The following is a 14,200-nucleotide window of genomic DNA, read 5'->3' on the forward strand; positions in this document are numbered from 1 at the left end:
AGAATTCGCCTAATTGATTTCAACGACAAAAAGCATTTTAATCAAAATATTAGAAAAGATATTAAAGATTTTTATAAAACACAAAACTGTGTAATGTTGGGTGTAAATGGTAATTCCGAAAATACAAAAATCGAAATTGATCATAAAGATGGAAGGAAAGAAGATCATAGAATTTCTAATCCTCAAAATCAACAATTGTCAGATTTTCAACCTCTTACAAAAGCAGCAAATGATATTAAAAGACAAATTTGTAAAAGGTGTAAAGAAACAAATAAAAGATGGCGTGCTAAAAATATAAAAGGAAATCCATATGATTTTTATGTTGGAGACGAAAACTATTCCGAAGAATTAGGGTGTAAAGGATGTTATCAATATGATCCTGTTGAATACAGAAAAGTGGTAGTTAAAAAAATTAGCGAATTATCGGCAAAAGAAGCTGTAGATGTTGTCTTTAAAAAATTATATCCTGAAGATTAGTTATCTTTTAAATTTTAATTGAGGTAAATTATGAATTATATTGGATCAAAAAAATCACTCTTACAATTTCTAGAAGAATCAATTTATCAAATAGTTGGTAAAAATAATTTTACTTTTTTAGATTTATTTGCAGGAACTGGTATTGTCGGACAATATTTTAAAAGCAAGGGACACAAAGTTATTGCCAATGATTTACAATATTATAGCTTTGTTCTTAATAAAAACTATATTGAAAATCATCAAGTTTTAAAATTTATAGGACTAGAGAAGAATTTAAAAGATTTGAAAAATATAGACTTTGAGAAAAGAGCTGATTTTGTCTGTAAATTTTTAGATAATTTAGAACTAAAAGAAGGTTTTATTTATAAAAATTATTGTTTAGGTGGAACAAAAGACAAAGAATTTCAAAGACAATACTTTTCTGATGAAAATGGCAAAAAGGTAGATACAATAAGAGAAAAAATAGAAGACTGGAAAAAAGAAAAGCAAATTAATGATAATGAATACTATTTTTTACTTACTACTCTTCTTGAAAATATAGATAAAGTTGCAAATACTGCTTCAGTTTACGGAGCTTTTTTGAAACAATTAAAAAAATCGGCACAGAAAGAATTTTCTATGCAACCAGCACATTTTGTACTCAATGATAATGAGCATGATGTTTATAATGAAGATATTGAGACTTTAGTAGAAACAGTACAAGGAGATGTTTTATATCTTGATCCACCATATAATCATAGACAATATGCTCCAAATTATCATTTATTAGAGACCATTGCTAAGTACGACAATCCGAAGATAAAAGGAAAAACTGGGCTTAGAGATTATTCAAATCAAAAGTCAAAATTTTCACAAAAAAAAGAAGTACTTAAATCTTTTGAAAATATAATTCAAAAAGCAAATGTAAAATATATTTTTTTAAGCTATAACAATGAAGGTTTAATGACAGAAGAAGAAGTAAAAACAATTATGTCTAAAAGAGGTAAATATGGGATATTCAAAAAGGAATATAGCAGGTTTAAGGCAGATAAAACAGAAAATAGAAACCATACAGCAAATTCAGTAGTTGAGTATTTACATTATGTTGAATGCAAATAAGGAGTTTTGAAAAATGGAATTCACCCCCAGCCCCTCTTCCATTTTTCAAAACAAAAAAATCAAATACAATAATAAAAAGCCCACCAAAAACGGAATAATATGGATAAATTTTTCAAAAATACGCAAGGCACGTTGCACTCTCACTCCGCTATCGCTCCGTTCGGCTCGCCTAACACAGTATATGCGGTTCCGCTACGCTTCACCCAAATTGCTCCGCAACTTAAGATATGCCGATACGTTATCTGAAATTGCGTTTTTTAACAGAAGGGCAAAAATACTTAAATTCAAGACAGTTTTCCTAAATAAAACAAAAGCATCAAGTTCTTAATCTCGATATTTCAAAAGAACGTCAAAAACAAGCCCCGATCCTTTATTCTTTTTCGTATTTTAATAGCTATCGACCGATGTTCGTTTCTTTTTCTTTAACTAGACGGGAGAGTTCTTCGGCCTCGAGTTCTTCCAGCTTTATGTATTCGCCACCACAGGCGTTCGCTAAATCTTTGGCAAGCCCGAGGTTTAGGAAATCGTTTTCAGTGTCGATAACCAAGCTTTTTATTTTTGCTTCGGCGATCCTTTCCGCGATTTCCCTGGCTTCCTCAACGGCATTTTTTTCGTTTATGGAGACGTTTGCTTTCCCGTCGGTTATTAACACCATAAGAGGAAGGGTTTTCTTGTTCTTGGCCAGTTCCTTCTCAAAGGTTTCAAGAGCCAGGGTCAATCCGTGGGCTAAAGGGGTCTTTCCTCCCGTGGGAAGCTTTTTGAGATAATTTTGAGCGTTCTCAACGTTATCCGTTAACGGAAGCAGAAGCTCCGCGCCCTTTCCCCTGAAAGTTATAAGTCCAACCTTATCTCGTCTTTGGTAGGCATCAACGAGGAGCGAAAGGACGGCTCCTTTCGCAGCCACCATTCTCTCTTTTGCGCCCATGGAGCCGCTGGCATCGGTCACAAAGAGCATGGCTGAACCAACTTTCTTTTCCCGCACCTTCTGGCGCAAATCCGATTTCTCTATTTTTAAACCGGCTTCCCCGTTTTTCTTTCCACCATTTCTGATGGCGGCAGCTCGTATCGTTGCATCGAAGGCGATGTCGGTTGTTTTGTCTTTTGGGATGACGCTTCGAACATATCTCCCCGATTTTGACTCCGTGACGCTTTTTGCTCTTCTTCCTCCGGTTGCGCGGGGGATCTTATCTTTTGGAATTTTGATTTCCTTCGTTTTAAAAGGGGCGCCAACGTCAAAAGTTTTTGAAGATGAACCATCCGGAACCCCCTCTTGCTTTTCTTGATTTTCCGACGGTTCTTGCGGTTTTTCTTGCTCTTGCTCGGGCTTGCTTTGGTTTTCCTTATGCTTTTCGATGGTTTGCTCCAGCTTTTCCTGGTCCAACTTCTGCTCCTCAAAAGGCTTTCTCTTCATCCTGTGAGGCAGGGCGAGCTCAGCGGCTTCTTTCACATCTTTCTCGGTTACTTCCCTTCTTTGATGAAAGGCGGCGATAGTTTTAGCCGTCTTCATCATCACGATGTCGGCTCTGTGTCCGTGCACGCCCATCTCCACGCAGATTTCGGCTATTAAGTGCAGCATATCGTCGGATATCTCTGTCTTAGGCAGGAGTGCTTCGGCGGCCAGGACTTGACGGCGCAAATTTTCTTGAGTGTCTTCCCAGCGATGGCCGAAGGAATGGGGGTCGTTTTCATAGCTCATTCGCCTCTTAATTATCTCCACCCTTTCTTTTGTATCGTTTATGCCCTCGACTTCGACACAGAGGGCGAACCTGTCCAAAAGTTGTGGCCTTAAGTCTCCTTCTTCGGGGTTCATCGTTCCCACCAGTATAAAGTGGGCAGGGTGGGAGAATGAGACACTTTCCCTCTCGACGGTGTTGACTCCCATTGCGGCGGAGTCCAGCAGGATGTCAACTATGTGGTCATCGAGCAGGTTCACCTCGTCAACATAAAGGAAGCCGCGGTGGGAGTCCGCCAGAATCCCCGGCTCAAAACGTTTTTCGCCATGTTTTATCGCATGCTCTATATCAAGAGTTCCTACTACTCTATCCTCCGTGGCATTGATGGGGAGGGTAACCACCTTCATTTTCCGGTTGGAGAGGGGCAGTTTGTCTTCAATTAGCTTTTTTTCAAGACAGTGGGGGCACATTTCTGCTTCAGTGTGAGGGTTACAGCCAAAGGGGCAGCCCTCGACCACTTCTATTTCGGGCAAAAGGTCGGCAAGAGCGCGAACGGCGGTTGATTTGGCAGTTCCTTTTTGGCCCTTGATGAGTACCCCGCCGAGCTTGGGGTTAATGACATTTAAAATCAGGGCCTTTTTCATCTTATCCTGTCCCACAATTGCGGTGAAGGAATATACTTTACCAGCTAAACAACTCATTTATTGTCCTCCTCGTTTATTTACTCAAAACCTTTTTCAAAGGTGCGCATACATAAGATTATCATACTCAAGGCAAATGATATCAGAATCAATAAGATCAAACCGCAGCCCGATATGTTCCCGGTGAGCATTATTTTTCTTGAGATGTCGATGATGTAAGTGACCGGATTTATTGATGCCACACATCGCAACCATGCCGGCATCTTGTCCAAAGGCATCAGGGCCGAACTGGCCAAGAAAAGCGGCAAGCTAACTAAGCTTATAATTGCACCGAAACCGTGCAAATCGGCCACCTTGAAGGCGATAAATATTGAAAGGGCCGAGAGGCCCATGGCAAAGAAGAGGGCGCATCCAAATACCAGTAGAAGACCGGCAAGACCACCTTCCATTCTCGCGCCGAGAATCCACGCGGTGGCAAGGACGGCCGAGAGATGAATCATTCCCTTGCTCATGGCCGCCGTAATTTTGCCCATGGCTATCACCGGCCGCGGAGTGGGGGTTGCGAATATCTTCTTTAAGTAACCGTAGATTTTGTCGGCCGAGGTGAGCAAGCCGCTTTGAAGTGAGGGCATCATGACGGACATCACCATTATGCCGGGAGTTACATAATCCAAATACCTTCCTGAATTTGTTGACATGGGCAAAGAGCCGAGCACCGCCAACCAGGCGACGGGGCCGACTATTGAGGCAATTAAGTTTATTTTGAGTCTAAATAATATCTTGATATCGCGTTTACAGATTTTTATGAAGGCATTAAACAACAACATCACCCTCTCATTAGCTTTCTTATAATTTTTTTGTGTTTTCTGGCCTCTTTGGGGCTTGGGCTCTCTTCGGTATCACCCGTGTATTTGATGAACACCTCGTCCAAGCCGGCTTGCTTCATCAAAACCGAGTTGATGGTGATTTCCTTTGAAGTCAAAACTTGCATGACCTCAGGCAAGAACTTGTCGCCCTCTTCCACTATTAGCTCCATTTCCGTTTCAACGCATTTTTTGCTTTTAATTTTTTCCATTCCTTCCAGCGCTTCAGAAGCTTTCTCCACGTCCTCTTTCTCTATACGTATTCTAATTACATCTCCTCCAATTTGATTGGACAACGTGCTTGGGGAGCCCGAGCAAACGATTTTTCCCTTGGTGATTATGGCTACCCTGTCGCAAAGCGCCGCTGCTTCGTCCATGTAATGGGTGGTGATAAAGAAGGTAACCTTTTTTTCTTCTTTCAACCTGAGGATGAATTCCCATATCTTATGGCGGGCGGTGACGTCCAGGCCGATGGTGGGCTCATCCAGGAAGACGACTTCCGGTTGATGGATGAGAGCTTGAGCTAACTCCAGCTTTCTCTTCATTCCGCCGGAGTAAGTGGCTGCGGGATTATCCGCGACCTTAGAAAGTTCGAAGAATTTGAGGAAGTAATCCATCCTCTGCTTTCGTTTGGCGGGAGGTATGCCGTAAAGGGAGCCGAAGAGATCCAAGCTTTCCCGCGCCGTGAGAGCATCATCCACAGCCAATCCTTGAGGCACGTAACTTATGTGTTTTCTTACCTTGCGAGCCTCTTTTGCTATATCGAATCCACAAACCGATGCCTTTCCCCCGCTTTGTTTGAGCAGGGTGGTGAGCATGAGCACCGTGGTGGTCTTTCCCGCGCCATTGGGTCCGAGCAAACCAAAAGCTTCACCTCTTGGGATTTCGAGGTCGACATCATCTACCGCCAGGTTGCCGTCATAGTATTTGGTTAGTTCCCTTGCTTCAATTATTTTATCCAATTGAGCTTATCCTCCACCATGCAATTTTTTCTTTAACCTCTTCATTTTTTCTCCCCAGTCTTCGACCTCATCCATCGTAATTACGTCCACCGCTCCTCCTTGAAATTCGCCCTGGACGTCGCCGATTTTATCCTCCATCCAGCCCTCAATTTCCAGGTAAGTCTGTTTAAGTTGTTGCAGGACTTCGGGGTCGGCTTCCCATAGGTCCCTTTGTTCGGCCTCCAGAAGTCTTCGACCCACCTCCTCCAGGGCCCAGGGATTGTTTTCTTCAAAAAATTTCCGGTTTTCTTCATTCAATACGAATGTCTTGGCGATGTCATCGAATATCCAATCGTCGACCTGTTCGGTGGTCGCTTCCCATCCGTAGACCCTACCTATTCTTTTGGAGATATCACCGGCTCCTTTGTAGCCATGACGCTTCATTCCCTCGATCCATTTTGGGTTGAGAAGCTTTGTCCGCACTACGCGCCTAATTTCATCGGCCAAATCCCTTACTTCGATCTTGGCAGGGTTTCTTGTGTCGCCATAGTAGGTTTTTACCTCTTTCCCCGAGGCATTTTTAGCCGCTGCCGTCAGTCCTCCTTGATAAGAGAAATAGCAACAGCAGCCAAACAAGTCATATTCGTCGGTGACCGTCTTATTATAGGTCAAATCAACCGACTTGAGCTGTTTGAAGAAGGTTTCATGGGATTCTTTTCCAAACATCTCCTTGCCGTAGGCGTAGCCGCTCCAATAGGTAAAGATATCTGCCAGGTCCTCTTCCTCTTTCCACGCGCTGGCGTAGACGGCAAGATTTACGCCGGAGCCGTAGGTTCCCGGTCGGCTGCCGAAGATGCGGGAGGTAGCCTCCCTCCATGCCTGGGGGTCGGAGGGAGGAGAGCCGTCGAGTTGCTCGAGGGCGTGTTTGCGGACGAAGTTGAGCTCCAATGGTTCATCCAGCGAGGCAACCGCCGTTATTGCCTCGTCCAGATACTCCATGATATTGGGAAAGCAATCCCGGGTTATGCCTCCGATGCGGATGGTCACGTCTATTCTGGGTCGGCCGAGCTCTTCCAAGGGAATTATCCGAAAACCCTTCACCCGGCCGTTGCTCAGCCACTTCGGCTCCACGCCCAAAAGATAGAGAATCTGTGATACTTCTTCGCCGTCTGACCACATAATGTCGGTGCAGAAGAGTATCATGCCGCAGTTTTCGGGCATATTCCCCGTGTCCGCCACGTATTTTTCGATTAAACTGTTTGCAAGGCTTCTGCCCACTTTCCAGGCGGCCTTGGTAGGTATCTTGTATGGGTCGAGGGAGTAAAAGTTTCTTCCGGTGGGAAGAATGTCTGCTCTCCCTCGGGTGATAAGTCCCGAGGGCCCGCTTTCAATGTAGCCGCCGGAAAATCCGTGAAGAAGACTTTCAATTTCTTTTGAGGCGTCTATTCTGGCTGAGATGTCCAAAACTTTCGACTTTAGAACCGAGAGTTTTTCGAGTGCTTCGGGATTGACAAACCTGTCGCCCAGGATGCACCCGGCAAGGTTTTTTAATTCCCTTAACTCTTGCGGGCTTAATTTTGTTTCCATTTAGCTCACCTTTCCTTCGTGTGCAAGAAACTCCCCAATGAACTTCTTTGAGTGTCCCTGAGTCTCTTCGAGTATTTCACCATAAGTTTTGCCGAAACCTTCGTGGTATTCAGCCGGATTATTTATTGCAAAGCTATAGTCTAAACCCATGAGCTCGAAGATTGTCTTTCGCATGGAGAATTCCTCATCTGAGTCATAACGGAGGATGGAATTTATGAATTCCACTCGGGCGTTGCTTTGAGGGAATTCTCCGAAGACGTGCATGCCGTCTTGAATTTGGGTCTCTCTTAAGCGAGTTAAAACTTCGTGAGCCTGTTTGACGATTTCATCGAAGGACCCTTCTCCATGAATACCTTTTTCCTCGATCCCTATCTCTTTCTCCAATTTGGACGCCTTTATTTTGTCCACGATGAGGTGCTCCAGGGCATGAGCGCGAGCCGGATCGGTGATTTTAGCCTGGTTGTATTCGGCCAAATATCCTTCCAACTCCTTTAAGCTTTCGTAGAGACCGCTTTCGGTCATCACCGTCTGCATGTGGTCGATCAGCGTGGCGTAACTTCTTCGCTTGGCGATGGTCCCCTCCGGCGGATTGTCGGCATTGTATATGTAGAGATGGGGAAGAGTACCGATTCCTATATCGGGATAACAGGAATCGGAAAGCCCTACCGCCTTTCCGGGCAAAAACTCCAAATTACCGTGGGTTCCCACGTGCACCACCACATCCGCTTCCCAGATCTCTTCCAGGTATCTGTAGGTGGCCAGATATTGATGGGTGGGAGGGCATTCGGGGTCGTGAAGTATCTTGCAGACCTGTCCGTCGCAGCGCGCCCCATAACACCCTCGTTTGGGTTGGACACAGACCATAACATTTCCGTATTCTACCCCCGTGAGCACGATTTTTCCTTCATAAACCATGCCTTCACCGGGCGGCTCTCCCCAGGTGGAGGTCATTTTCTCTCTCACTTCTTCCGGCAACTTGTTCCACCACACCAGATATTTATCCAAGGAGAGGAGGGTGTGCGCCCCGCCCTTTGCAACTATCTCCTCTATGGGAGTCCATCTGAATTCGGAGATGGCTTTTCTCTCCATGATGGTCTCGATTAACTCTTTCCCGTTAGGGGGGTTTTTTTCGACCTTGTATCCTTGCTCTTTCATCTTTTGCATGATTTTAGCCACGCTTTCCAGAGTGTCCAAGTGTGCCCCACTGCCCACTGTGGCCTCCACGCTGGCGCAAGGGTTATTGTGCAGAACGAAGACCACCTTCCGTTCTTGAGGCGGTTTTCTTCGGAGGCGCATCCATTTCTTGGCCCGCTCGACAATGTGATTGACCCGCTCCGGGATGGGCATATATTGTTCGAGAGTAACCCCGGTTTCCTCGTCGCTTGCTCTTGTTTGAACCCCGATTACCAGCGGCTCAATTATTCCATCAAATTCGGGCATGGCCACCGACCAGACTATGTTTTCGGCAAGACCTTGAGCATCGGCTCTCCACTCCTCTTCGGTTTTGCGGTAAGAAACCAGGGGGTCAATGACCGGGACATCCAGTTTTTTAAGCAGTTCTACGCCTGCCTCCGCGCGGCCGATATCGGAACCTTCCGGCAGGGTTACCAGAAAGAAAGATTGCAAGTTGAGCAAGATATCGACGACCGATTTATCATCTTTTGTCAGAAAAGCGGGAATTACCACATCATTTCCTTTGGCTCCCAGCTCATTTTCCTTAAAACCGTGAGAAAAGACAGGTATGATGTTGACATTCCTGTTTTCAAATTCACGAATAAGGGCATTCTCCACTTCGAGGTTTCCGTTTATCCAGTAAGAGCGATAAAAGAGGATACCCGCGGTGGGGTAGGAGGGGTCGAATTTCTTGTACCACTTAAGATAACTCTCAAGGTTGTCAAAGTGCGATGAGGCGTCGGGATGATAAATTCCCTGCCATGGCGTTTCTTGGAGCGGCTTAACCTCCACCTCGATATCGAGAACCTCGCGGGCGATATAGGATAACAGGCTTTTCATGTTTTCCAGACCGTCGGTTACCAGATATTTATAGGCCGTGGCCACTATCTCGGTGTTCACGGTGGAAAGACCCCAAAGAGACGGGTCGTGACCGAAAGAGACGGTGGGGGCGACCTTTCTAATTTTTTCGATTTCGGGGAGCATCTCGCTCCAGACTTCGTTTGTGGTTGGATAAAGGAGGAGAACATCCGCCTCTTGTCGCAAATACTCCAGAAACTCTTCTCTTACCGGTTCATCCTCCAAGTCGCGCATGGAGCGGAGCTCAAGCTGTACGAAATCGAGCTCCTTGCTTGCTTGAACGAGTGTGGAAACGTGGCTTCCCCACATGATGGAGCCCACTTTTATCATTTTCTCATTCTCCTTTCAAATTATTTTTTACAGGACCTTTCCTGCCAGCTGATATATCTGTCTTAAAGAAGACGAATAAAATATCTCGTTTATATAAAGCAAATACATTATTTTAACCGCGGCTACCGCCAAACTTCCCGAGATTGCTCCTCCCGTAATTAGAAAATCGCTGAATTTATATCGGAGGTCTCTTAAGTGGCTTCGGGGAGCCGTTGGGTTAAACGCTCTACTCTCTATGGATAGTGCCAGGGTGCTTGCCCGGCGGACGGAGTTTGCCAAGATGGGGCGCAAGGTGGAGATGGCCGTTTTAAGTGAAGAGAATATTCCCACCTTGGTGGGTTTAAAACCTTTCAGTCTTTCCACAGCAATCACCGTCTTGGTCTCGGTAAGCACCGTAGGTATGAACCTTAAAGCGGTTATCGTCATGAAAGCGAAATTGTAAGGGATTTTTAACTTCACCAACCCCGTGAGCAAATCACGGGGCTCGGTGGTCCAGCATGTGAGCAACCCCAGGCAAATCATCGAAGAGAAGCGCAGCGCTTGAACGGCGCCATGGATGAAACCCTCCCGGTAGATGTAAAGCCCATCGGTTATGGCTCCCAAAATGGGCGTCTTTGAGGAGATGAGGACGAAAATTATTGTTCTGGGATGCCCCGCGTAGAACAGGGCCTGGCTGAACATCGCTCCCCACATTCCCAAAATCACGAAGATGGCCAACAGCCTTACCTTGTCCCAGGGCAGTTTGGCGAATATGCAAGATGAAATGGCGACCACAAATAGGATAAAGAGCGATTTCGGTTTGTCGAGACTAACCGCAAGAATCGACGCGCAGAGCAAGAAAATTATCTTTGCCCGGGGGTCGATTCGATGGATGAACGTTTTTTTTATGGATGGTTGGATCAGTGAGGCGGTATTAAACATTTGAGCGCATCCTCCAGTTCTTCTACCATAAAGATTGACTCAAGGCCCAGTTTTTTGGCGATGTGGTAAGAGTCGGGGGCGCTTAAGTTTGCTCGGCGCAAGATGTCTTCCTGTTCAAAAACACTTTCCGGCGAACCTTGAGCTATAATTTCTCCCTTATCCATAACCAAGATGGTATCGGCGTATCGTATCGCTGTTTGGACATCGTGGGTGCAAAAGACGACGGTCTTTCCCCCGTCCTTTGGGATCAAGTAGGCCATCATCTCTTCAATGTGGATTCTATCTTGTCCTGTGGTGGGTTCGTCTAAGAGAATTAACTTCGGTTGCATCGAAATGATGGAAGCCACGGCAGTCCGAAGCCTTTGGCCTCGGCTTAAAGCAAGGGGACAGTCGGCCATTAATTTCCCGATGGACATTGCCTCCAAAGATTGCCTGGCTAGCTCATCTGCCTTTTCCAAATGGAGATTCTGGGGACCAAACATCGCTTCACCCCAAACGGTATCAGAAAGAAGCATAAGGTCTGGATTTTGGAATACCACTCCCACCTGGTTTGCTAAAGAGTAGGGGTTAATTTTGCAAGTGTCCGCGTTAAACACCCCAATCCTTCCCGAAGACGGCTTAAGTATGGCTGCCAAGTGAAGAAGAAGGGTGGTTTTGCCGGAGCCGTTGCTTCCCATGAGGGCTACTACTTCACCTTCCCTGATGCTTAGGTCGATATTTTTGAGAACACACTCTCCCTTCTTCGAATAAGAGAAAGAAACATCTTTTGCTGAGACGACCTCATTCCCCAGCCTCCGGGGAGGCCGATCGCGGCTAACGCTCGTTACTTTTTTAAGGAAGTCGTTTTCGATTCTACCTCGCACCGTCTCTATCGCTTGTTTGCTTGTCAACGGTCTTTCCGGGAAACCGAGAGCGAAGAAGAGTTTAATGGGCTCAGGGACCCTCAGGCCCAGATTTTCGAATATCTCGAGCTTGGCAAAAGCTTTCCCGGTGGGCTCATCGAGAACCAATTCCCCTTCATCCATCACGAGGATGCGGGAGGCCATATGCGCTATCTCGTGAATTCTGTGCTCGACCAAAATCACCGTGATGTTTTGCTCCACGTTGAGCCGCTTTATGATGTCTAAAACTTCTTTGGCTCCCACGGGGTCCAATTGGCTTAGAGGTTCATCCAAAGCGAGGATGCGGGGCTCCATGGCCAGAACCGATGCTATGGCCACCCTTTGCTTTTGTCCTCCCGAAAGAGTGCCTATCTGAGCTTGACGCAGGTTTTTCATACCCACTTTCCGAAGAGCCAAGTCGATGCCTCTATCTATTTCGTTTTTACCAAGGCACAGATTTTCCAGGCCGAAGGCCACTTCGTCCTCGATGACGGTTGAAAAGAGCTGGTCGTCTGGACTTTGGAAAACCATGCCTACTTGTTTGCAAATGTCTTGCATCTCGGCGGTATTGGTATCCAAGCCGTTTACTTTAACGGTTCCCTCCATCTTCCCTCCCGATTGATGAGGGATGATGCCGTTTAAGGTTTTAAGCAAAGTGCTCTTGCCACAACCCGTGGGGCCCGTAAGCAGCACAAACTCCCCTGGCTGAACGCTCAAGTTAATTCCTTTAATAGTCAGTTTTTCTCTGCCCGCGTATGTGAATTTTAAATTGTCAATGGATAAAGAACCTCTCATTTAAAACACCTATTCCATAATTTTTCTTAAACTGAATCCCAATCTTGTTCCCACCAAGGCACCCACCAAAGTGTATAAGAAGCCATCGATTACCGCGTAGGCATGAACGTACCAGGTCGTATAGTAAAGTCTGTATAAAAATATCGTGGTGCCGAAATTTATGTAAACGGAAAGGGTATCGGCCAACGCACAGGCAATTCCCACCGTGGCGAGAACACGCCATCTCTTTTCCGCGCCGATATCCGTCAGAATGCCGTTTTTCCTGGTCACGCCAAAGAGATATAGGGTGGTCTCGAGCAAAAAAATCAGAGATGCTTTCCACATGAGGGTGACGGGGCTAAAATTGCCGAGCACCACTCCCCCTAAAAGAAAACTTACACCCAAAGCGAGGGTCACCACTCCCGGCCTGGGAATGAGGACCACAAGAGACATGATGAGAGCGTAAAGAATAATTTCATAAAAGATTCCTGTGATTAAGAAGCTAAAGGGGCCCAGGATGGCATGGAGGAAGTCCCAAAGGAGGGTGCCGGGCACATTGACCGTAATGAAAGTGGCCGTGCCAAAAAGAGCTATTATTACCAGCCATTTGGTCTTAAATCTTTTAAAAAATGCCTTTTGACAAATCATAAGATACCCAAGTCCCATCACTGTGATTAAAAAAGCTGCGAGAGTGATGAGCCCTGGGACCGGGTTTCTGGTGATGACATCGATCTCTTTTTGTTTTTTAGAGATGGCCTTGTCTGTCCCGAATATTTTAATTTCGCTCTCCAAAATATATTTACCCCCTAAGACCTCGGCCACATCGACATAGATGGGAAAGGTTACTTTTTCTTCCGATTTCCCGGTCACCGAAACCACGGCGTAACTTACTCCCGTGCCGCCGCTTTTGGTGGAGGGAACCCGAAAAGCCCGGGCTATCTTTTTTGTCTTGGGGTCCAGTACTTTGGATGTTACAAGAAAGACCACGTTATCTTGATTTTCATTTCTGACCGTGGTGGTGGCAAAAGCAAGAGGATGCTCGAGATAATCAATCTCTTTATCATCAGTTTTAAGTATTCTTTTTAAGAAATTGTTACCATCCACGCTTAAGGCCAGAGTATTTTCCTTCTTACGAGAATCAAAATCTCCCTCGTCATCGGTGGGTACTTTGATTCCAGCTATATGAGCCAGGCCTTCAGCCTCTTTTAAAGAGATTACGCGCAGTTCTTTTTCTTTTTGGAACCGCGTGATTTTGTACTCGCCGTTTATCGTTTCCGCGACGGTGGCTTCTCCCCCGATTTTGTAAATGCCTGCAGCGAGAGTGGACGGCACTTCAAATTCCAGCAATTCGTTGAAGTTATCAAATTCTGTTACCAGCTTGCACTCGGCCGTGAGGATGTGACCTTCTTTTGTCTCTTTTGTCTCAAAAATTGAGGGTGTTCGAATCGGCTTGAACTCTTTAGGTAGAGTCAATTTAACGCTTGCTTGCAGGGGGTTGCCGGAGTAACTTTCTAAAAAAACGGTGGCCGTGACCATGCTTCCTTTGACAACAAGGCTTCTCTCGTCGCTTTCCCCCGTCCCATAGGGGGCCTGAATAGAGAATTTAGCAACGGAGGTCGGCTTGGCTGGAGATTTTAACTCCTTTTCTATCATATCTCCGTTCTTGAGATTGATTTGGAATAAGTAAGACCGAGCCTCCTCCCAATCAAGAAAGAGGATGACTTGTTTTGAGACTTCCGAATCGATGGTGGCCATGGTTATGAGCGAGCCATCCTGGTCAAAGACGCTCACCGAGGATATTGGGGTTTCCCTCGAAAGCTCAATTACGGCCCTATGGTGTCCAAACTCAATGGTTTTTATTTTTAAATCTTTCTCCTCTTTACCCCGGCAACCCGAAACCAAAAAGACAACCAGAGCTAAAATGAGGATTGTTTTGAGTTTTCTCACAAGCCTCCAACCTCTTCATGTTAAAAGAAATTGAGA

General features: G+C 45.7%; 8 protein-coding genes and 1 pseudogene. 2 read left to right on the plus strand and 7 right to left on the minus strand.

What is annotated here, in order from left to right:
- Both Q7U95_RS04915 and Q7U95_RS04920 read left to right on the plus strand, forming a co-directional pair.
- Positions 1-477 (plus strand): hypothetical protein (locus Q7U95_RS04915; RefSeq protein WP_308752362.1); only part of this gene is annotated, 477 nt, incomplete at its 5' end.
- Positions 478-507: 30 nt separating this feature from the next.
- The gene (locus tag Q7U95_RS04920) at positions 508-1,575 is read left to right on the plus strand and encodes a DNA adenine methylase (protein WP_308752364.1); all 1,068 of its coding nucleotides are present in this window, start codon (positions 508-510) and stop codon (positions 1,573-1,575) included.
- 394 nt (positions 1,576-1,969) lie between these two features.
- On the opposite strand, the gene Q7U95_RS04925 is transcribed toward Q7U95_RS04920, so the two are convergent.
- The 7 genes and pseudogenes from Q7U95_RS04925 to Q7U95_RS04955 all read right to left on the minus strand — a co-directional run bounded on the left by Q7U95_RS04925 (position 1,970) and on the right by Q7U95_RS04955 (position 14,164).
- Positions 1,970-3,949, minus strand: coding sequence for a putative cobaltochelatase (locus Q7U95_RS04925; protein WP_308752366.1), 1,980 nt, complete (start codon positions 3,947-3,949; stop codon positions 1,970-1,972).
- 20 nt (positions 3,950-3,969) lie between these two features.
- Positions 3,970-4,716, minus strand: a complete 747-nt coding sequence (locus Q7U95_RS04930) for an ABC transporter permease (RefSeq protein ID WP_308752368.1) — start codon at positions 4,714-4,716, stop codon at positions 3,970-3,972.
- A complete protein-coding gene (locus tag Q7U95_RS04935; RefSeq protein WP_308752369.1) occupies positions 4,716-5,714 on the minus strand; it encodes an ATP-binding cassette domain-containing protein in 999 nt (332 codons plus the stop codon). Before Q7U95_RS04935 ends, Q7U95_RS04930 begins: the two co-directional genes overlap by 1 nt.
- A 6-nt stretch (positions 5,715-5,720) precedes the next feature.
- Positions 5,721-9,641, minus strand: a pseudogene (cobN, locus tag Q7U95_RS04940) (cobaltochelatase subunit CobN).
- A 27-nt stretch (positions 9,642-9,668) separates the two neighbouring features.
- On the minus strand, positions 9,669-10,562 hold the full coding sequence (locus tag Q7U95_RS04945; protein ID WP_308752371.1) for an energy-coupling factor transporter transmembrane component T: 894 nt from the start codon (positions 10,560-10,562) through the stop codon (positions 9,669-9,671).
- Complete coding sequence (locus tag Q7U95_RS04950; protein ID WP_308752373.1) at positions 10,541-12,238, minus strand: energy-coupling factor transporter ATPase; 1,698 nt, start codon at positions 12,236-12,238, stop codon at positions 10,541-10,543. Before Q7U95_RS04950 ends, Q7U95_RS04945 begins: the two co-directional genes overlap by 22 nt.
- Before the next feature lie 9 nt (positions 12,239-12,247).
- Complete coding sequence (locus Q7U95_RS04955) at positions 12,248-14,164, minus strand: hypothetical protein (RefSeq protein WP_308752375.1); 1,917 nt, start codon at positions 14,162-14,164, stop codon at positions 12,248-12,250.
- Positions 14,165-14,200 lie beyond the last annotated feature (36 nt).

This window comes from Candidatus Oleimmundimicrobium sp. (assembly GCF_030651595.1).
In the GTDB taxonomy this organism is placed as follows: Bacteria; Actinomycetota; Aquicultoria; order UBA3085; family Oleimmundimicrobiaceae; genus JAUSCH01.